The 18068-nt window shown below is 74.3% G+C and carries 17 protein-coding genes and 1 pseudogene; 16 read left to right on the forward strand and 2 right to left on the reverse strand.

Annotated features, from left to right (window positions below):
* The 6 genes and pseudogenes from BN344_RS20365 to BN344_RS14260 all read left to right on the forward strand — a co-directional run.
* Positions 1–231 (forward strand): annotated as a pseudogene (locus tag BN344_RS20365) (murein biosynthesis integral membrane protein MurJ); the annotation flags it as partial.
* Positions 224–1396: a glycosyltransferase family 4 protein gene (locus tag BN344_RS14240; RefSeq protein WP_040339306.1), complete on the forward strand. Its 1173-nt coding sequence runs from the start codon at positions 224–226 to the stop codon at positions 1394–1396. The pseudogene BN344_RS20365 and the gene BN344_RS14240, both read left to right, overlap by 8 nt.
* Complete coding sequence (locus BN344_RS14245; RefSeq protein WP_040339307.1) at positions 1393–3780, forward strand: alkaline phosphatase family protein; 2388 nt, start codon at positions 1393–1395, stop codon at positions 3778–3780. Before BN344_RS14240 ends, BN344_RS14245 begins: the two co-directional genes overlap by 4 nt.
* The gene (locus BN344_RS14250; protein ID WP_051515956.1) at positions 3755–5491 is read left to right on the forward strand and encodes a CTP synthase; all 1737 of its coding nucleotides are present in this window, start codon (positions 3755–3757) and stop codon (positions 5489–5491) included. The genes BN344_RS14245 and BN344_RS14250 overlap by 26 nt, the downstream gene beginning before the upstream one ends.
* On the forward strand, positions 5491–6081 hold the full coding sequence (locus BN344_RS14255) for an NUDIX domain-containing protein (protein WP_040339309.1): 591 nt from the start codon (positions 5491–5493) through the stop codon (positions 6079–6081). Before BN344_RS14250 ends, BN344_RS14255 begins: the two co-directional genes overlap by 1 nt.
* 131 nt (positions 6082–6212) lie before the next feature.
* The gene (locus BN344_RS14260) at positions 6213–7682 is read left to right on the forward strand and encodes an HNH endonuclease signature motif containing protein (protein WP_040339310.1); all 1470 of its coding nucleotides are present in this window, start codon (positions 6213–6215) and stop codon (positions 7680–7682) included.
* Positions 7683–7694: 12 nt separating this feature from the next.
* On the opposite strand, the gene BN344_RS14265 is transcribed toward BN344_RS14260, so the two are convergent.
* On the reverse strand, positions 7695–8348 hold the full coding sequence (locus BN344_RS14265) for a hypothetical protein (protein ID WP_051515957.1): 654 nt from the start codon (positions 8346–8348) through the stop codon (positions 7695–7697).
* A 230-nt stretch (positions 8349–8578) separates the two neighbouring features.
* Between BN344_RS14265 and ald the strand changes: the two genes are divergently transcribed.
* The 6 genes from ald to scpB all read left to right on the forward strand — a co-directional run bounded on the left by ald (position 8579) and on the right by scpB (position 14116).
* On the forward strand, positions 8579–9694 hold the full coding sequence (gene ald / locus BN344_RS14270; protein ID WP_040339311.1) for an alanine dehydrogenase: 1116 nt from the start codon (positions 8579–8581) through the stop codon (positions 9692–9694).
* Positions 9695–9705: 11 nt separating this feature from the next.
* Positions 9706–10689 (forward strand): site-specific tyrosine recombinase XerD, encoded by a 984-nt coding sequence (locus BN344_RS14275; RefSeq protein WP_040339312.1) that lies wholly within the window; start codon positions 9706–9708, stop codon positions 10687–10689.
* 212 nt (positions 10690–10901) lie between these two features.
* Positions 10902–11807, forward strand: coding sequence for a ParA family protein (locus tag BN344_RS14280; protein ID WP_040339313.1), 906 nt, complete (start codon positions 10902–10904; stop codon positions 11805–11807).
* Positions 11804–12331 (forward strand): hypothetical protein, encoded by a 528-nt coding sequence (locus BN344_RS14285; protein WP_040339314.1) that lies wholly within the window; start codon positions 11804–11806, stop codon positions 12329–12331. The genes BN344_RS14280 and BN344_RS14285 overlap by 4 nt, the downstream gene beginning before the upstream one ends.
* A 73-nt stretch (positions 12332–12404) precedes the next feature.
* Positions 12405–13283 (forward strand): segregation and condensation protein A, encoded by an 879-nt coding sequence (locus BN344_RS14290; RefSeq protein WP_081788649.1) that lies wholly within the window; start codon positions 12405–12407, stop codon positions 13281–13283.
* Positions 13280–14116: an SMC-Scp complex subunit ScpB gene (scpB, locus tag BN344_RS14295; protein WP_040339315.1), complete on the forward strand. Its 837-nt coding sequence runs from the start codon at positions 13280–13282 to the stop codon at positions 14114–14116. Before BN344_RS14290 ends, scpB begins: the two co-directional genes overlap by 4 nt.
* Before the next feature lie 18 nt (positions 14117–14134).
* On the opposite strand, the gene BN344_RS14300 is transcribed toward scpB, so the two are convergent.
* Positions 14135–14560 carry a DUF6281 family protein gene (locus BN344_RS14300; RefSeq protein WP_040339316.1) on the reverse strand — a complete coding sequence of 142 codons (426 nt, stop codon included), beginning with the start codon at positions 14558–14560 and terminating at the stop codon, positions 14135–14137.
* Positions 14561–14716: 156 nt separating this feature from the next.
* Here BN344_RS14300 and BN344_RS14305 point away from each other — a divergent pair, with 156 nt between their 5' ends.
* The 4 genes from BN344_RS14305 to der all read left to right on the forward strand — a co-directional run bounded on the left by BN344_RS14305 (position 14717) and on the right by der (position 18062).
* Complete coding sequence (locus BN344_RS14305; RefSeq protein ID WP_081788650.1) at positions 14717–15562, forward strand: pseudouridine synthase; 846 nt, start codon at positions 14717–14719, stop codon at positions 15560–15562.
* A 96-nt stretch (positions 15563–15658) separates the two neighbouring features.
* Positions 15659–16021 (forward strand): chorismate mutase, encoded by a 363-nt coding sequence (gene aroH, locus BN344_RS14310; protein ID WP_040339317.1) that lies wholly within the window; start codon positions 15659–15661, stop codon positions 16019–16021.
* Positions 16018–16719, forward strand: a complete 702-nt coding sequence (gene cmk / locus BN344_RS14315) for a (d)CMP kinase (protein WP_040339318.1) — start codon at positions 16018–16020, stop codon at positions 16717–16719. Before aroH ends, cmk begins: the two co-directional genes overlap by 4 nt.
* The gene (gene der, locus BN344_RS14320) at positions 16716–18062 is read left to right on the forward strand and encodes a ribosome biogenesis GTPase Der (protein ID WP_040339319.1); all 1347 of its coding nucleotides are present in this window, start codon (positions 16716–16718) and stop codon (positions 18060–18062) included. The genes cmk and der overlap by 4 nt, the downstream gene beginning before the upstream one ends.
* The last annotated feature ends 6 nt before the right edge of the window (positions 18063–18068 follow it).

The raw sequence follows: 18068 nt of genomic DNA on the forward strand, positions 1-18068 counted from the left end.
CTCGCCGGGGCGCTGGCCGGCGCCGCCGCCGGGTTCGCCCTCGGCCGCGCGCTGGGCGTCGACCCCGTACCCGAACCGGGAGTGCTGACGGCCATCGGTGCCGGCGCCCTGGTGACGGTCCTCGTGCTGGTGGTGGCGCTGGCGGTCATGATGGGGACCGCGCGCGGCCCGTTGACCGACGCGTTGCGCGCGCTGCGCGCACCCGACCGGCAGGAGGTGCCCAGTGTCTGAGCAGCCCCCGCTGTCGGGCCGACGCGTCGTCGAGGTGCTGGCCACCAGCGCCGGCGGGGTCGGCACCCACGTCCGCGCCCTGGTGGCCCCGCTCCACGAGGCCGGCGCCGACGTGGGCGTCTGCGGGGCACCGGCCACCGAGGAGCTGTTCGCGTTCACCGCGACCGGCGCGGACTTCACCCCGGTCGGCATCTCCTCCGGCATGGCCCCGCTGGCCGACGCCCGGGCGGTCCTGCAGCTCCGCCGGGCGATCGCCGGAGCGGACCTGGTGCACGCCCACGGCCTGCGCGCGGGGCTCGTCGCGGCGGCCGCACTCCGTCTCCCAGGGCAGGGTGGCCCGGGACGTCAGGGGTTCCCCGGGTCCCGGCCCCCGCTGGTGCTCACGCTGCACAACGCGCTCCAGGAGGGCGGCGGACGACTGCGCTCGGCGTGGCAGGCCCTGGAGCGGGTGACCGTCCGGGGCGCCGATCTCGTGCTCGCCGTCTCCAGCGACCTGGCCGCGAACGCCCGCAGCGCCGGCGCCCGTGACGTCCGGGTGGCCCCTGCGCTTGCGCCACCGCTGGCGCCCGCCACCCGGGGCCGGGACGAGGTCCGCGCGGAGCTCGGTCTCCCCGAGGGCCGCCCGCTCGTGGTGGCCGTGGGCCGGTTGCACCCGCAGAAGGGCTACGACACCCTGCTCGACGCCGTCCGGCGCTGGACGGAGCGCGAGGCCCCGCCGCTGGTCGCGATCGCCGGCGACGGGCCGCTGCGGGACGAGCTCGCGGCCCGCATCGCCGCCGAGCGGCTGCCGGTCGTGCTGCTCGGCCGACGCGGCGACGTCGCCGACCTGCTCGGCGCGGCCGACGTCTGCGTCCTGCCCTCCCGCTGGGAGGGCAGTCCCTTCACCGCCCAGGAGGCCCTGCGCGCCGGCACGCCGCTGGTCGCCACCCGCGGGGGAGGCACGCCCGAGCTGGTGGGGGAGGCGGCCGAGCTGGTGCCGGTCGGTGACGACGCCGCGCTGGCCGACGCGCTGGAACGCGTGCTCACCGATCCGGATCGCGCGGCGGCGCTGGCCGAGGCCGGCCGCCGCCGGGCCGAGGAGTGGCCGGACGAGGCCGGTGCCGGTCGCCGCGTGGTCGCGGTCTACCGCGAGCTGCTGGGACCGCCGGCAGCCCCCCTCCCGTGAGCGCCGTCCGGCGGTGGGCGCTCCTGCCGGTGCTCGTCCTCGCCGTGCTGCTCGGGTGGACCCAGCCGGCCGGGGCCGCCGACGACGACACCGCCTCGGCGCAGCGCGTGCTCGTGGTGGGCGTGCCCGGGCTGGTGTGGAGCGACGTCGACCCGGGGACCACCCCCGCCCTGTGGGCCCTGGCGGAGCAGGGCTCGATCGGCGCCCTGTCGGTGCGGGCGGCCCGGAGCACCACCTGCCTGCTCGACGGCTGGGCCACGCTGGGCGCCGGGAACCGCGCCCGGTTCCCCGGGCCGGACGAGGGCCTGCCGCCGGTCCCGCTGCCCACCGTGCCCCTCCCCGAGGAGGGCCCCGGCGCTCCGCTCCCCGAGGCCCCGGAGGACGGGACGGACCCCGGCGGCGAGGAGGAACCGCGGGTGGACACCTCGCTGTCGCACTGCGGGCTCCAGGAGCGGATCGCCACCGTCGCTCTCGACGATCCGGCGGCCACGGTGCAGCGCACCGCCGACGACGGGGGCACCGCCCGTTTCGGGGCCGAGCCGGCGGCGCTCGGCGCAGGGGTGGGTTGCGCGTCGGTGGCCGGCCGGGCGGCCGCGCTCGCCGCGGCCGCGCCCGACGTGCGCCTGGACCGCAGTCCCGCGCTGCCGGTCGAGCCCGCGGCGCTCACGGCTTTCCTCGAGGGCTGCCCGCTCTCCCTGGTGTCGCTGGACCAGCTGACCGTGGCGGGCCGTCCGGGCGCCGAGCAGACCGACGACGGCACCGACCCGGAGCCCCGCGCCGGCGCGCTGAGCCGGATCGATGCCGACATCGACCGCCTGCTGGGCGCAGTGGAGACGCTGCCGGGGGAGACCCTGGTGCTCCTCGCGGGCATCTCCGAGGTCAACGACGGCCGGCCGCAACTGCACGTCGGCATCGCGGCCGGCCCGGGCTTCGACACCGGCGGGTGGCTGCGCTCGGCCAGCACCGGACGGGCGCCCTACGTCCAGCTGATCGACCTCGCCCCGACCGCGCTGTCCGCCCTCGGACTCGACGTGCCCGCCTCCATGAACGGCCAGCCGGTCCGGGTCTCCGGGGACCGGCCGGCGCTGGACGCGGCGGTCGAGGACCTGGTGGACATGAACGTGGCCGGGACGGTGCACCACCGCAACGTCACGGACTTCTTCTGGCTGGTCGTGACTGTCGGCGCCGTCGTCGTCGCGCTCGGCATCCTCGTGCTCGGCCTGCGCCGGGGCGGCGACGGGCCCCTGGGGCGGGTGCACGGGGCCCGCGCGGCGCTCCGCGTGCTCTGCCTGGTGGCCGCCTCGCTGCCCGTGGCCACCTTCCTCGTCAACGTCGTGCCGTGGGAGCGGTCCGGGGAACCGCTGCGCACGCTGGCCCTGGCGATCGTCGGGGTCGTCGTCCTGCTCACCGCGGCCGCGTCGCTGGGCCCCTGGCGAGAGGCGCGGCTAGGACCGCCGCTGTTCCTGCTCGTGGTCACCCTCGGCACGCTCGTCGGTGACGCGCTGACCGGTTCCCGGCTGGAGCTCAACGGCCTCCTCGGGTACAGCGCGATCGTCGCCGGCCGCTTCACCGGTTACGGCAACCTCAGCTTCGGGCTGCTGTCGGTCAGCGGGCTGCTGATAGCCGCGTTGGCCGCCACCGCCGTCGGTCGCCGCGTGGCGCCGGAGCGGCAGCGCGTCGCGACGGCAGCCGTTGTCGTCGTCGCCGGGGTGCTTCTCGTGTACGTCATCGGTGCCCCCGCGCTGGGCCGTGACTTCGGCGGGGTCCTGGCGTCCCTGCCCGGTGTCCTGCTGCTGGCGATGCTCCTCGCCGGCGTGCGCGTGACGGTCGTCCGGCTGGTCGCGATCCTGGCCGCCGCGGTCGTCGCCGTCGGCAGCCTCGCCGTCCTGGACTGGGCGGGCCCCGCCGCCGAACGCAGCCATCTCGGCCGATTCGTCGAGCAGGTGCTCACCGGCGAGGCATGGACGGTGGTCGCCCGCAAGGCGCAGGCCAACCTCAACATCCTGCTGGGCAGCCCGCTGGCCTGGATGCTCCCGGTGGCCCTGGTCGCCGCGGTCTGGTTGCTCCGGCCCGGCGGTCCGCTGCGCACCGCCGGCGGCGTACCGCCCGGCGGACTCCCCCCGGCCGACGCTGCGGTGCTGCGTGCCGGCCTGCTCGCCACGGCGCTGAGCCTGGCCGTGGGAGCCGCGGTGAACGACTCCGGTGTGGCACTGCCGGCGACGGCCGCCGCGCTGCTGGTCCCGCTGCTCGTCTGGCTGGCCGCTGCTCCCGCGAACTCCCCCGGGAAGGGGGAGGACGCGGGTGGCGCCGCTCACTCCGGCCCGGTGGACGACCCGGACCGTGTTACGGTCGTCTCCCGTGGATCGACCGTCTGGAACGCCTGAATCCGTCGCGTCACGCGGCCTCCTCCGCAACTCCCAGCCGACGAAGTTCGTCTTCGTCACCGGCGGGGTTGTCTCCTCCCTCGGCAAGGGCCTGACCGCGAGTTCGCTGGGGGCGCTGCTGTCCGCCCGCGGCCTGCGGGTGACCATGCAGAAGCTGGACCCCTACCTCAACGTCGACCCCGGGACGATGAACCCGTTCCAGCACGGCGAGGTGTTCGTCACCGAGGACGGCGCCGAGACCGACCTCGACGTCGGGCACTACGAGCGCTTCCTCGACATCGACCTGTCGGGCCGGGCCAACGTCACGACCGGCCAGGTGTACTCGGACGTGATCGCCAAGGAGCGGCGCGGCGAGTACCTCGGCGACACTGTGCAGGTCATCCCGCACATCACCAACGAGATCAAGTCGCGGATCCTCGCTGGGGCGGAGGGCCCGGACCGGGTCGACGTCGTCATCACCGAGATCGGCGGCACGGTCGGCGACATCGAGTCGCTGCCCTTCCTCGAGGCCGCCCGTCAGGTGCGGCACGAGATCGGCCGGGACAACTGCTTCTTCCTGCACATCTCGCTGATCCCATACATCGCGCCGTCCGGTGAGCTGAAGACCAAGCCGACCCAGCACTCGGTCGCCCAGCTGCGCAGCATCGGTATCCAGCCCGACGCCCTGGTCTGCCGCTCGGACCGGGACATCTCCGAGGGCCTCAAGCGCAAGATCAGCCTGATGTGCGACACCGACGTCGAGGGCGTCGTCTCCTGCCCCGACGCGCCGTCGATCTACGACATCCCGAAGGTGCTGCACAGCGAGGGCCTGGACGCCTACGTCGTCCGGCGGCTGGGGCTGCCCTTCCGCGACGTCGACTGGACGGTGTGGGGCGACCTGCTCGACCGGGTCCACGCGCCGAAGCAGACGGTCACCATCGCGCTCGTCGGCAAGTACATCGACCTGCCCGACGCCTACCTGTCGGTGACCGAGGCCCTGCGCGCCGGCGGGTTCGCCCACCGCAGCCGGGTGCAGATCCGCTGGGTGCCGTCGGACGACTGCGAGACACCGGAGGGCGCCGCGAAGGCGCTGTCCGGCGTCGACGGCGTCTGCATCCCCGGCGGCTTCGGCGTCCGCGGCATCGAGGGGAAGCTCGGCGCGATCCGGCACACCCGGGTCAACGGCATCCCGACCCTCGGGCTGTGCCTGGGCCTGCAGTGCATGGTCATCGAGTACGCCCGCCACGTCGCCGGGCTGGAGAAGGCGAACTCCACCGAGTTCGACCCGGAGACCCCCGAGGCCGTCATCGCCACGATGGCCACCCAGGTCGACGTCGTCTCCGGGGAGCGCGACATGGGCGGCACCATGCGCCTGGGCAGCTACCCGGCCACGCTGCAGCACGGCTCGGTGACCGCCGGCGTCTACGGCTCCACGGAGATCACCGAGCGGCACCGGCACCGCTACGAGGTGGCCAACGCCTACCGCGACCGGCTGTCCGAGGCCGGTCTGGTCTTCTCCGGCACGTCGCCGGACGGCACGCTCGTCGAGTTCGCCGAGCTGCCCCGGGACGCGCACCCGTTCTTCGTCGGCACCCAGGCGCACCCGGAGCTGAAGAGCCGCCCGACCCGCCCGCACCCGCTGTTCGCCGGGTTCGTGCAGGCCGCGGTCGACTACCAGGAGTCCGCCCGGCTGCCGGTCGTCGTCGACGAGGCGGAGAAGGTCGGCATCTGATGCCGGACGCCCACGACTACCGCGTGCTCGCCAGCGAGACAGTCTTCGAGGGGCACGTCATCTCGCTGCGCCGCGACACCGTCGCGATGCCCGGCGGTGGCGACTCGGTGCGCGAGGTCGTGGCGCACCCGGGCGCGGTGGCCGTGGTGGCACTCGACGACGACGACCGGGTGGTGCTGCTCCGGCAGTACCGGCATCCGGTCGGCGGCTACCTGTGGGAGCTGCCCGCCGGCCTGCGGGACGCCGACGGCGAGCCACCGCTGGAGACGGCGAAGCGCGAGCTCGCCGAGGAGGTCCAGCTCGCCGCCGACCGCTGGTCGCTGCTGACCACCACGTACAACTCCCCGGGCTTCTGCGACGAGCTGGTGCTGGTCTACCTCGCAGAGGGCCTGCGCGACGCGCCCCGGCCCGACGGGTTCACCGCCGAGCACGAGGAGCTGGACATGACCGTCGAGCGGGTGCCCCTCGAGGACGCCGTGCAGCGGGTCTTCGACGGCGACATCCGCAACGCCGCGGCCGTGATCGGGCTGCTGGCCGCGGCACAGGCGCGGTCCGCCGGTCCTCGGCTGCGACCGGTCGACGCGACCTGATCCGCGCGGGCAGGGTGCCCGCGAACGAGGACTCATCGCGTGGGAATCGGCTGGTGGGACGCCGGTGTGGTCGGGCGGACCACTCGCCGGACGGCCGGGAAGTGTCAGTGGTCGCCCGTAGGTTCGGGGCCATGCAGCGGCTGGCGGGCACCTCCGTGGTGGAGGGATTGCTGATCGACTGGGTGTACGCCCAGCCGGAGCCGCGTGCGCTGCCGCCGGTCGAGTGGCTGGACGACGTGCAGGTCGCTGCGGAGCTGGCGCGGATCCAGCGCGACCGGGCGAGAGAGACCGCGCGGGAAGCGGAGCTCATCCTGCGGCTGGCCGAGCTGCGTCCTGACGTGGACGATCCGGCACCGGGTGCACCCGGTGCGCGGCGGCGGAGCTGGCGGAAGACGGATCCGGAGTTCGCCGGGGTCAGCGAGTTCTTCCCCGACGAGGTGGCGCACGCGATCAACCTCGGCCGTGGGACGGCAGCGTTCCGGGCGCGGCGGGCCTTCACCTGGCGGGACAACCTCCCGGCCACGTTCGCGGCGCTGCGGCGAGGGCAGATCGACGAGCGGCGCGCGGGGGTGCTGGCCGACGCGCTGCAGTCCACGACGCCGGAGCTGGCGCAGGCAGTCGAGGCGCTGCTCCTGCCCGAGGCGGGGGAGTCGTCGCCCGCCCGCCTCCGGGACCGGGCTCTCGAGCTGCTGGCCGAGCTGGACGCGACCGCGGTCGATCAACGGCGGGCCGAGGCCCAGCGGGCCGCGGACGTGCGCACCTACCCGACTGCGGACGGGATGGCGGCGCTCACCGCCGAGATGAGTGCGGAGGACGCGGCGGCCTGCTACGCCGTGATCGACCAGCTGGCGGCGAATGCGAAGGCTGACGGCGACGAGCGGCCGATCGGTCAGATCCGATCGGCGATCCACTCGATGCTCGTCCTGCGTCCCGCTGATCACGGCCTGGGCGGGGTGGCGGTGCAGCTGACCGTCAACGCGGCGCTGGACGGGCTCGAAGGGGTCAGCGATCGAGGTGGCGACGTCGCAGGGCTCGTGATCACCGCCGAGCACCTGCGCGAACTGCTGCGACGGGTGGAGGCGCTGGGGCTGACCGCACCGGCCGGTGGATCGCTCACCTTCGCCCTCACCGACGATCGCGGGCAACTGCTGGCCACGGTGACCACCGCCGAGCTCGAGCGGCTCGCCGCAAAGGGCTGCCCTCAGCACTCGGATGCGGGCTGCGACTGCCCGGTTCTCGGCATGCCGGCTCACACCGACAGGTACGAGCCGGGGGCCGGCCAGCGGCGGTTCGTCACGACCCGGGACCGGCGCTGCCGGATGCCGAACTGCGGCCAGCGGGTCGGCCTGGCCGACCTCGACCACGTGGTCGCGCACGCGGACGGCGGGCGGACGACGTGTACGAACCTCTGCTGCGCCTGCCGCTCCCACCACCGGCTGAAGACCTTCGCCCGCGGCTGGGCCTTCCGCATGGATACCGACGGCACGCTCCACGTCACCAGCCCGTCGGGCATCACCCGGACCACCCGCCCTCCCGGGTTGCGACCGCGGGAGTCCACCGCGTCGCCGCCCGATCCGGGGGACGACCTACCACCGTTCTGATTCCCGTCCGGGTCATCCGTGCTCCGGCCACGAACGCGGTCGGTCCGGGCGCGCGCTCGTGCCGTCCAGCCGCAATCCGAGGCGGGCCAGCTCCAGCTCGGCGAGTGCACGGGTGGCCGCGGGGTCGCCGGCGCGCCAGGCGGCACCGGTGCCGGTCGGCAGTGCGGCCAGCCGGGGGAGGGGAGCGGTGGCCAGCGCGCGGGCGGCCAGCAGCTCGACGTCGGGCGACGGCCCCGCGAGCAGCCGGGTGGCCGCACCGGCCTCGCGCACGTAGCGCAGCCGCCACGGCAACCAGCGCAGCAGCATCCAGCCGACCGGCAGCACGACCAGCAGCACCGCGAGGACGGTGGCCAGCGTGTCGACGGCGTCCTGCGCGGACTGACCGGCGCCCCGCACCGACCCGCTCGCCTCGGCCAGCGCGTCGAACGGGGCGGACAGCTCGTCGCCCACCACCGGCAGGTCCTCCGCCACGCCCGCGGCCGACTCCATGGAGCCGCCGACCGACCGGCCCAGGTCCTCGACCGCCCGGCCGGGCTCGGCCAGGACCAGCACGGCTCCGTGCGCCGCTCGTGCGGCGAGGATCCACAGCAGGGTCCAGGCGAGCATGCCGACGTCGGCGACGGCCTGCCGCAGGCGGAGCGCGGGATGCTGGGCGTAGGGGCGCATCGGCCCATCCTTCGATCGGCCACGCCCGGCCGCAGGTCGAAGGCCCGACACGGGCCGCCGCCCGCTCCGAAACGCACCACCGGACGGCGAGGGTCCACCACCGGGCCCCGCCCGCCCGGAGAGATCTGCCGGTCGACCGGCAGATGAGCACCTGTTCGCGGGGTGTCCGTGCCTAGACTCCGGCCGCAGGGCCGCTGCGACCGGCGCGGCCGCGGACAGGAGCGCAGGCGTTGAAGATCGGGGTGCCCCGAGAGATCAAGGACGGCGAGTACCGCGTCGCGCTCACGCCGGCGGGCGTGACCGAGCTGGTGCGCGCCGGGCACGAGGTGCTCGTCGAGAGCGGTGCCGGCGATGGCTCCTCGATCCCGGACGACGACTTCACCGCCGCGGGCGCCCGCATCGCCGGCTCGGCCGACGACGTGTGGGCCGACGCCGACCTGCTGCTCAAGGTGAAGGAGCCCGTCGCGGCGGAGTACGGGCGGCTGCGCACCGGGCAGACGCTGTTCACCTACCTGCACCTGGCCGCCTCGAAGGAGTGCACCGATGCGCTGGTCGCGTCGGGCACCACGGCCATCGCGTACGAGACCGTGCAGACGGCGGACGGCGCCCTCCCGCTGCTGGCCCCGATGAGCGAGGTGGCCGGCCGGATGGCACCCCAGGTCGGCGCGCACGCCCTGGAGCGGGGACACGGTGGCCGGGGCGTGCTGCTCGGGGGCGTGTCCGGGGTGTACGCCGCGAAGGTCGTCGTGATCGGTGCCGGGGTCTCGGGGATGAACGCCGCCGCGATCGCCCTCGGCATGCAGGCCGAGGTGGTCGTGCTGGACCGCGACATCGACAAGCTCCGCGCCGCGGACCGGATCTACCAGGGACACCTGCAGACGGTCGCCTCCACCGCCTACGAGGTGGAGCGGGCGGTCCTGGACGCCGACCTGGTCATCGGCGCGGTCCTGGTTCCCGGAGCCAAGGCGCCGATGCTGGTGAGCAACGACCTGGTGAGCCGGATGAAGCCCGGGTCGGTGCTGGTCGACATCGCCGTCGACCAGGGCGGCTGCTTCGAGGACACCCGGCCCACGACCCACGCCGATCCGACCTTCGGCGTCCACGGCTCGGTCTTCTACTGCGTGGCGAACATGCCCGGCGCGGTCCCCAACACCTCGACCCACGCCCTGACCAACGTGACGCTGCCCTACGTGATGGCCCTGGCGAACGAGGGGACCGTGGCCGCGGTGCGCTCGGACCCGGCGCTCGCCCGCGGGGTCAACGTCGTCGCCGGCGAGGTCGTGCTGCCCGAGGTCGCCCGGGCGCACGGCATGAGCGCCGTCCCGCTGGAGAGGGTGCTGTCCTGACCCTCGCCGACGTGCCGCCCCGGACCGCCGGGCCCGACAGCACCACCGGGAGCATCGCCCGGGCGGTCACCGGGTACCTGGACCACCTCACCGTCGAACGCGGTCTCGCGGCCAACACCATCGCCTCCTACCGCCGCGACCTCCGCCGCTACACCCAGTACCTGGCGGCCACCGGGGTCCGAGGCCTGGCCGAGATCTCCGAGTCCGACGTCGCCGGCTTCCTCGCGGCGCTGCGCCGGGGGGACGACGACCACCCGCCCCTGTCGGAGACGTCGGCCGCGCGGGCCGTCGTCGCGGTGCGCGGTCTGCACCGCTTCGCGCTGCTCGACGGGCTGGTCCCCGACGACGTCGCGCACGAGGTCCGCCCACCCACCCCCGCGCGACGGCTGCCCAAGGCGGTGCCGGTGGAGTCCGTGGTCGCCCTCATCGAGGCGGCCGGCTCGGGGGTGGAGGGCCCGCGGGGGCTGCGCGACCGCGCGCTGCTGGAACTGCTGTACGGCACGGGCGCCCGCATCTCGGAGGCCGTGGGACTGGCCGTCGACGACGTCGACCGCGGGCAGGCCACGGTGCGGCTGGCCGGCAAGGGCGGCAAGGAACGCATCGTCCCGGTGGGCAGCTACGCGCTGCGGGCGGTCGAGGAGTACCTGGTGCGGGCCCGGCCCGCGCTGGCCGGCAAGAGCAAGGCCGGAGTGCGCGGGGGAGCGCTGTTCCTCAACGTGCGCGGCGGCCCGCTGTCCCGGCAGAGCGCCTGGCAGATCCTCCGGACAGCAGCGGAGCGTGCGGGCGGCACGGGCGGCGACCTGGCCCGGTCGGTGTCCCCGCACACCCTGCGGCACTCGTTCGCCACGCACCTGCTCGATGGCGGCGCCGACGTGCGCGTCGTCCAGGAACTGCTGGGTCACGCGTCGGTGACCACGACGCAGGTCTACACGTTGGTCACGGTGGATCGACTGCGCGAGGTCTACGCCACCAGCCATCCGCGCGCGCTGAGCTGACAGCCCCTCAGGGCGACTGTTGGCAGATTATGGCCTCGGCTCGGCTGTAGCAGTCACATGCGTTGTCAGTCGTCGCCATGTCGACAAGTGTCCGGCGCGTCCGCTTGGGCGAGTGCGCCACTCTTCGTAGCGTTCTCATCACCCGAGCGGGCAGGACGGCTGACCGCATCCGGAACCACCGGGATCGGGCACGAGCTGGAGGCGACAGACCCATGGCGATCCGAGCGGACGCGGCCTCTGCCGTCGCGCGCCCGCACGACACCGACCCCGAGATGGGTGCCGCCGCCTCGCGGCTGGACCCCGCGCGTGCCCGGCAGCGCCCGCTGCCGGACCCCAAGCCGCTGACCCAGCACGGGCCGGCGCACGTCATCGCGATGTGCAACCAGAAGGGCGGCGTCGGCAAGACGACGTCGACGATCAACCTGGGTGCCGCGCTGACCGAGTTCGGCCGCAAGGTGCTGCTCATCGACCTCGACCCGCAGGGTGCCCTGTCGGTCGGGCTCGGGATCCCGGCCCAGAACATGGACCGGACGATCTACAACGCCCTGATGGAGCGGAAGACGACGCTGCGGGACGTGCGGGTCCACACCGACATCCCCGGCCTGGACCTGGTGCCCAGCAACATCGACCTGTCGGCCGCCGAGGTGCAGCTGGTCAGCGAGGTCGCCCGCGAGCAGACCCTGCTGCGCGTGCTCGCCGACGTCCGCGACGAGTACGACTACATCCTCATCGACTGCCAGCCCTCGCTCGGTCTGCTGACGGTCAACGCCCTCACCGCCGCCCAGGGCGTGATGATCCCGCTGGAGTGCGAGTTCTTCTCGCTGCGCGGGGTGGCCCTGCTCGTCGACACCATCGACAAGGTCAAGGAGCGGCTCAACCCGCAGCTGGAGATCTCCGGCATCCTCGCCACGATGTACGACGCCCGGACCGTGCACTGCAAGGAGGTGTTCAGCCGGGTGGTCGAGGCCTTCGGCGACACCGTCTTCCAGACCGTCATCCAGCGCACCGTCCGCTTCCCGGAGACCACGGTGGCCGGCCAGCCCATCACCACCTGGGCACCCACCTCGTCGGGCGCCGCGGCCTACCGCGACCTCGCCAAGGAGGTGATCGCGCTGTGACGCGCCGACCGGTGCTGCCCGGCGCCTCGGAGCTGTTCCGCCGCACGGACGCCGCCTCCGCGGAGGCCGAGGTCACCGAGCTGCCCAGCCTCACCACCACGACCAGCTCGCCCGCCCTGCGCGGTGCGACGGCCGGCCGGCGTGCCGAGGAGCCGGCCGCCGAGTCCGCGTCGAACATGCCGCTCACGCTGGTGCCCGGCGGCGCCACCACGTCGTCCTCGGCCGACGACGACCTGGCCGCTTTCCGCGGCACACCGGCCCCGGCTCCCGTGCTGCGGCCCAACGTGCCCACGCGGGGCCGTCCCGCGCGCGGACGCGAGCGGCCCAAGCACGACGAGAAGATCACCGTCTACATCTCGGCCGACGAACTGCTGGCCCTGGAGAGCGCGCGGGTGACCCTGCGCGGCTCGCACGGGGTCGCCGCCGACCGCGGCCGGATCGTCCGCGAGGCGATCTCGGTGATCCTCGCCGACCTCGTCGAGCGCGGCGAGGACTCGGTGCTCGTCCGTCGGCTGAAGGCGTAAGGACCCTCCTGCCCCCCGCCACTCGCACGCTCGCGGCGGGACCCTGCAGGAGAGCCACCCTTAGGCTGCGGTCGTGACGGAGGTGCAGGCGAGCGCGCGCTTCACGGTCCGCCTGACCAACTTCGAGGGCCCGTTCGACCTGCTGCTGCAGCTCATCGGCAAGCACAAGCTCGATGTCACCGAGATCGCGCTGTCGCAGGTCACCGACGAGTTCATCGCGCACCTGCGGGCACTGGGTGGCGAGCTCGACCTCGACCAGGCCAGCGAGTTCCTCGTGGTGGCCTCCACGCTGCTCGACCTGAAGGCCGCGCGGCTGCTGCCGGCCGCCGACGTCGACGACGAGGACGACCTCGAGCTGCTCGAGGCCCGGGACCTGCTCTTCGCCCGCTTGCTGCAGTACAAGGCCTACAAGCAGGCCGCCGCCTTCCTGCGCGAGCGGGAGGGCGAGGCGGCCCGGCGCTTCCCGCGGGTCGTCGGGCCGGAGCCGCGGTTCGCCGACCTGGTCCCGGAGGTGGTGCTCGACCTCGGGCCGGAGGAGTTCGCCCGGCTGGCCGCGCGCGTGCTGGCACCGAAGGCCCCCGAGGTGGTCAGCGTCTCGCACCTCCACGCGCCGCCGGTGAGCGTCAGCGAGCAGTTGATGGCCGTGCGCAACCACCTCGCCCGGGCGGGCACCGTCTCGTTCCGGGCGCTGACCGCCGACTGCTCGCACACCCTCGAGGTGGTGGCCCGGTTCCTGGCACTGCTGGAGCTGTACCGGCAGCAGCGGGTGACCTTCGAGCAGCTGACCCCGCTGGGGGAGCTGCACGTGCGCTGGGCCGGGGGAGCCCTGCCCGGGCCGGTGGACGTGGACGGCGCGCTGCCGGGCGACGCGACCGGCGACGCGACCGGGGACGCCCCACCGGGGAACGACGACGGCGAGCCGGACCACGACATCGACGAGGAGTACCGGTGACCAGCGACCAGGACCGGCCGACCGACGAGCGGGCGCCCATCTCCTGGGACGCCCTCGCCGCCGAGCTCGAGGCCACGCGGCAGGAGGCCGAGAGCCGGGGGGACGCCGACCCCGTCGCGTGGGACGCCGTCGCCGCGGAGCTGGCCGCCCGGGTCTCCGAACGCCCGGCGGAGGAGATCGCGGTCCTGGCGGTGCCGGTCGAGGACGACGTCGCGGCCGCGCCGCCGTCGGTCTCCGAGCCCGAGGGCGAGCCCGAACCGGTCTTGGAGCCGCTGGAGCCGCTCGACCCGGTGGAGCTGCGCGGCGGCCTGGAGGCGCTGCTGTTCGTGATGGACGACCCGGTCGACGAGGACACCCTCGCCGGGGCGCTGCGCTGTGACGTCGACCAGGTGCGCACCGGCCTGGCGGAGCTGGCCGAGGGCTACGACACCCGTTCGGCCGGGATCACGCTGCGCCGGGTGGGGGAGGGGTGGCGCCTCTACACCCGCGAGGAGCACGCCGCCGTCGTCGAGCGGTTCCTGGTCGACGGCCAGCGCAGCCGGCTCAGCCAGGCAGCGCTGGAGACCCTCGCGGTCATCGCCTACCGGCAGCCAGTCACCCGGGCGCGCGTGGCCGCGATCCGCGGGGTCGGCGTCGACGGCGTCATGCGCACGCTGCTCAGCCGCGGGCTCGTGCACGAGGTCGGCAGCGACCCCGACAGCGGGGGAGGGCTCTACGGGACCACGCCGCTGTTCCTGGAGCGGCTCGGGCTCACCGGCCTGGCCGACCTGCCGGAGCTCGCGCCGCTGCTCCCGGAAACCGCCACGATGCTCGAGGAGCACCCGGACAGCTGAGGCGGCCGCTCCCCGCTGTCAGTCCGAGAAGGCGTCCTCCGTGTACGGGCCGCTGCCCGGTTCGACGAGCCCCGAGCGGGCGATCTCGCGCCGCACGTCCTCGGGGACGTCCTCGGCGAACAGCACCGCGGTCGTGTCGTTGATCCGGGCCGCCAGCACCTCAGCGGGGTCGTGGCCCTGGAACTGCGCGACGGCCACCTGTGGCGGGTCGTCGGCGAAGCAGGCGCCTCGTGCGGACGGACCCGTGTCGTCGCAGGAGGCGAGGTCGGCCCCGCCCAGCGGCTCGACGGACAGCGCGGAGGTGCCGCCCTCGACGTAGAGGGTGTCCTGATACCGCACGGCCGTCGCGCAGTCCGCCGTCGACGCCGCCCCGGCGCACGGGGCGTCCCCCGAGCAGGCGGCCGACGCCACCGCCGTCACCAGTGCACAGGCCCACCGCAGCACGGCTGTCCCTTCGGGTTCGTGGGTGCTCGTCCGCGGACCGTACTGCCGAACGGGCGCCGGACCTGTGCGATCGGCCACCCCGGCGCGCTCGTCGTTCCCCTGTTCAGGGGTAGCGACGGTCGGGGGAGTGGCACAGCGGTGGGAGACTGGACGGCGATGAGCGCTGCGACACCGAACGACGAGAGCACCACCGCAGCCGGCGAGGGCTGGTCCGAGGACATGGAGCTCGCGCCGGTCCACCCGAGCGACCGGGCCCCGGAGCCCGGGGACGCCGACCGCCAGGGCGAGCGGCTGCAGAAGGTGCTGGCCCGCGCCGGCGTCGCCTCCCGGCGGGTCGTCGAGGAGATGATCGACGCCGGGCGGATCAGCGTGAACGGCTCGCAGGTGCGGGTGCAGGGCATGCGGGTCGACGCCCACGTGGACAAGATCGCCGTGGACGGCGTCCGGCTGGAGATCCGCGACGACCGGATCACCTACGCGCTGAACAAGCCGCCGGGCGTGATCACCGCCATGAGCGACGACCGCAACCGGCCGACCGTCGGCGACATGGTCGGCGACCTCGCGCCCGGGCTGGTGCACGTGGGGCGGCTCGACCAGGACACCGAGGGCCTGCTCCTGCTCACCACCGACGGCGAGCTGGCCCACCGGCTGGCGCACCCGTCGTACGGCGTGCGCAAGACCTATCTGGCCCAGGTGTCCGGCTCGGTGCCCCGCGACATGGCCAAGCGGCTGCGCGGCGGCATCGACCTGGACGACGGGCCGGTGAAGGTCGACTCGTTCCGGGTCGTCGACACCCACGCCGGTCAGTCGGTGGTCGAGGTCGTGCTGCACGAGGGCCGCAAGCACATCGTGCGCCGGCTGCTGGCCGAGGTGAAGCTGCCGGTGTCGCGGCTGACCCGCACCGCCGTCGGGCCCGTCGAGCTGCGGGCCATGCGCTCGGGCACCATCCGCAAGCTCTCCCGCCAGGAGGTCGGCGCGCTCGAGGAGCTCGTCGGCCTGTAGCGGCGGCCCTCCTGCAGGGGCCGGGGGCAGAAGGGTCCCTTATCTAGACTTGCGCAGGCTCCGTGATGCGGATGCCGCGACGAACGAGGAGTGTGCATGGCCGTCCGAGCCATCCGGGGCGCGACGCAGGTCGACGCCGACGACCGGGAGCAGGTGCTCGAGGCGACCCGCGAGCTGGTGAGCGCCGTGCTGGAGCGCAACGCCCTGGCGCACGACGACGTCATCAGCGTCCTGTTCACCGCCACGCCCGACCTGGTGTCGGAGTTCCCGGCCCTCGCCGCCCGCGAGCTCGGCATGGGCGACGTGCCGCTGATGTGCGCCACCGAGATCGCCGTTCCGCACGCGCTGCCGCGGGTGCTGCGGCTCATGGCGCACGTGGAGACGATGCGGCCGCGAGCCGAGATCCAGCACGTGTACCTCCGCGGTGCCGCGGCTCTGCGCCGGGACATCGCCCAGTGAACCGGCGGAACCCCTTCCGCGGGGCGGTCACGCTCGACGGCCCGTCGGGCACCGGCAAGTCGAGCGTCGCCCGCGGCGTGGCCGTCGCGCTGGACGCCGCCTACCTCGACACCGGTGCGATGTACCGCGCCGCGACCGTCGCGGTCCTGGACGCGGGAGCCGATCCCGAGGACGCCGCGGCGGTCGAGCGGATCGTGGCCGGAGCCCGCATCGAGGTGGGGACCGAGGCCGGTACCGAGCGCGTCGAGGTCGACGGGGTCGACGTCGCCGTCCGCATCCGGAGCGCCGAGGTGACCCGGGCGGTCTCCGCGGTCTCCGCAGTCCCCGCCGTCCGTCGCCGGCTGGTGGACCAGCAGCGCGCACTCGTGGCCGGCGCCGAGGCCGTCGTCGTCGAGGGCCGCGACATCGGCACCGTCGTCCTTCCCGACGCCACGCTCAAGATCTACCTGACCGCGGCCCCCGAGGTCCGGGCGCAGCGGCGCGCCGGCCAGCTCGGGATCACCGACGCCGCGGCGATCGACGACCTGGCCGCGGACCTGCGCCGCCGGGACGAGTACGACAGCAGCCGCGCCGACAGCCCGCTGCGGCCGGCGGCCGACGCCGTCGTCGTGGACAGCAGCGACCTCACCCAGCAGGACGTGGTGGACCACATCGTGGCGCTCGCCCAGGCGCCACTCATGACGGGGGACCGCACGTGACCGAGAGCCAGACCGGGCCGCTGCCGGTCGTCGCGATCGTCGGGCGACCCAACGTCGGCAAGTCCACGCTGGTCAACCGCATCCTCGGACGGCGGGCCGCCGTCGTCCAGGACACCCCGGGGGTGACCCGGGACCGCATCTCCTACGAGGCGCTGTGGAACGGCAAGCGCTTCACCGTCATGGACACCGGCGGATGGGACCCGAGGGCCACCGGCATCGGCGCGTCGATCACCCGCCAGGCCGAGTACGCGATGCGGACCGCCGACGTCATCGTCCTCGTCGTCGACAGCCAGGTGGGTGCCACCGACACCGACCTGGCCGCCGCCCGCGTCCTGCGCCGCAGCGACCGCCCGGTGATCCTGGTGGCCAACAAGGTCGACGACGAGCGCAGCGAGGCGAACGTCGCCGAGCTGTGGAGCCTCGGCATGGGGGAGCCGCAGCCGGTCAGCGCACTGCACGGGCGGTCCAGCGGTGACCTGCTCGACCTGATCCTGGACTCGATGCCCGAGGCACCGCGCGAGCAGGAGCACGAGGAGGGTCCGCGCCGGGTCGCCCTGGTCGGTCGGCCGAACGTCGGCAAGTCCAGCCTGCTCAACCGGCTGGCGAAGGACGAGCGCTCCGTGGTCGACTCCGTCGCCGGGACGACCGTCGACCCGGTCGACTCGATCGTCACCATCGGCGGCGAGGAGTGGCGCTTCGTCGACACCGCCGGCCTGCGCCGCAAGGTGAACACCGCCAGCGGCATGGAGTACTACGCCAGCCTGCGCACCGAGGCCGCCATCCAGGCCGCCGAGGTCTGCGTGGTCCTGCTGGCCGCGGACGAGGTCATCAGCGAGCAGGACCAGCGGGTCATCACCCAGGTCGTCGAGGCCGGTCGCGCCTTGGTCCTGGCCTTCAACAAGTGGGACACCCTCGACGAGGACCGGCACGACCAGCTCGAGCGCGAGATCGATCGCGACCTCAACCACGTGAAGTGGGCGACGCGGGTGAACATCTCCGCCACCACGGGCCGCGGCGTCGGCAAGCTGGCCGATCACCTGCGCGCCGCCCTGGCGTCGTGGGAGCAGCGGGTGCCGACCGCCGAGCTCAACCAGTTCGTCCGGGCGCTGGTGCAGGAGACCCCGCCGCCCGCGCGGGGTGGCCGCGCGCCCAAGATCAAGTACGTGACGCAGGCCGACGTGCGCCCGCCGCGGTTCGTGGTGTTCTCCACCGGCTTCCTCGAGGCCGGCTACCGGCGCTTCCTGCAGCGCAAGCTGCGCGAGCAGTGGGGCTTCGCGGGCACGCCGATCGAGATCTCGGTCAAGGTCCGTGAGGGCCGGGACAGGGACGCCAAGCGGAGCTGAGGGGGA

The sequence above is a fragment of the Candidatus Blastococcus massiliensis AP3 genome (assembly GCF_000582785.1).
Taxonomy (GTDB): domain Bacteria; phylum Actinomycetota; class Actinomycetes; order Mycobacteriales; family Geodermatophilaceae; genus Blastococcus; species Blastococcus massiliensis.

Bases quoted from the DNA above. Each gene is read 5' to 3' on its own strand.
- BN344_RS14255 (WP_040339309.1), top strand. From the start codon at position 5,491: ATGCCGGACGCCCACGACTACCGCGTGCTCGCCAGCGAGACAGTCTTC.
- BN344_RS14260 (WP_040339310.1), top strand. From the start codon at position 6,213: ATGCAGCGGCTGGCGGGCACCTCCGTGGTGGAGGGATTGCTGATCGAC.
- BN344_RS14265 (WP_051515957.1), bottom strand. From the start codon at position 8,348: ATGCGCCCCTACGCCCAGCATCCCGCGCTCCGCCTGCGGCAGGCCGTC.
- BN344_RS14280 (WP_040339313.1), top strand. From the start codon at position 10,902: ATGGCGATCCGAGCGGACGCGGCCTCTGCCGTCGCGCGCCCGCACGAC.
- BN344_RS14305 (WP_081788650.1), top strand. From the start codon at position 14,717: ATGAGCGCTGCGACACCGAACGACGAGAGCACCACCGCAGCCGGCGAG.
- aroH (WP_040339317.1), top strand. From the start codon at position 15,659: ATGGCCGTCCGAGCCATCCGGGGCGCGACGCAGGTCGACGCCGACGAC.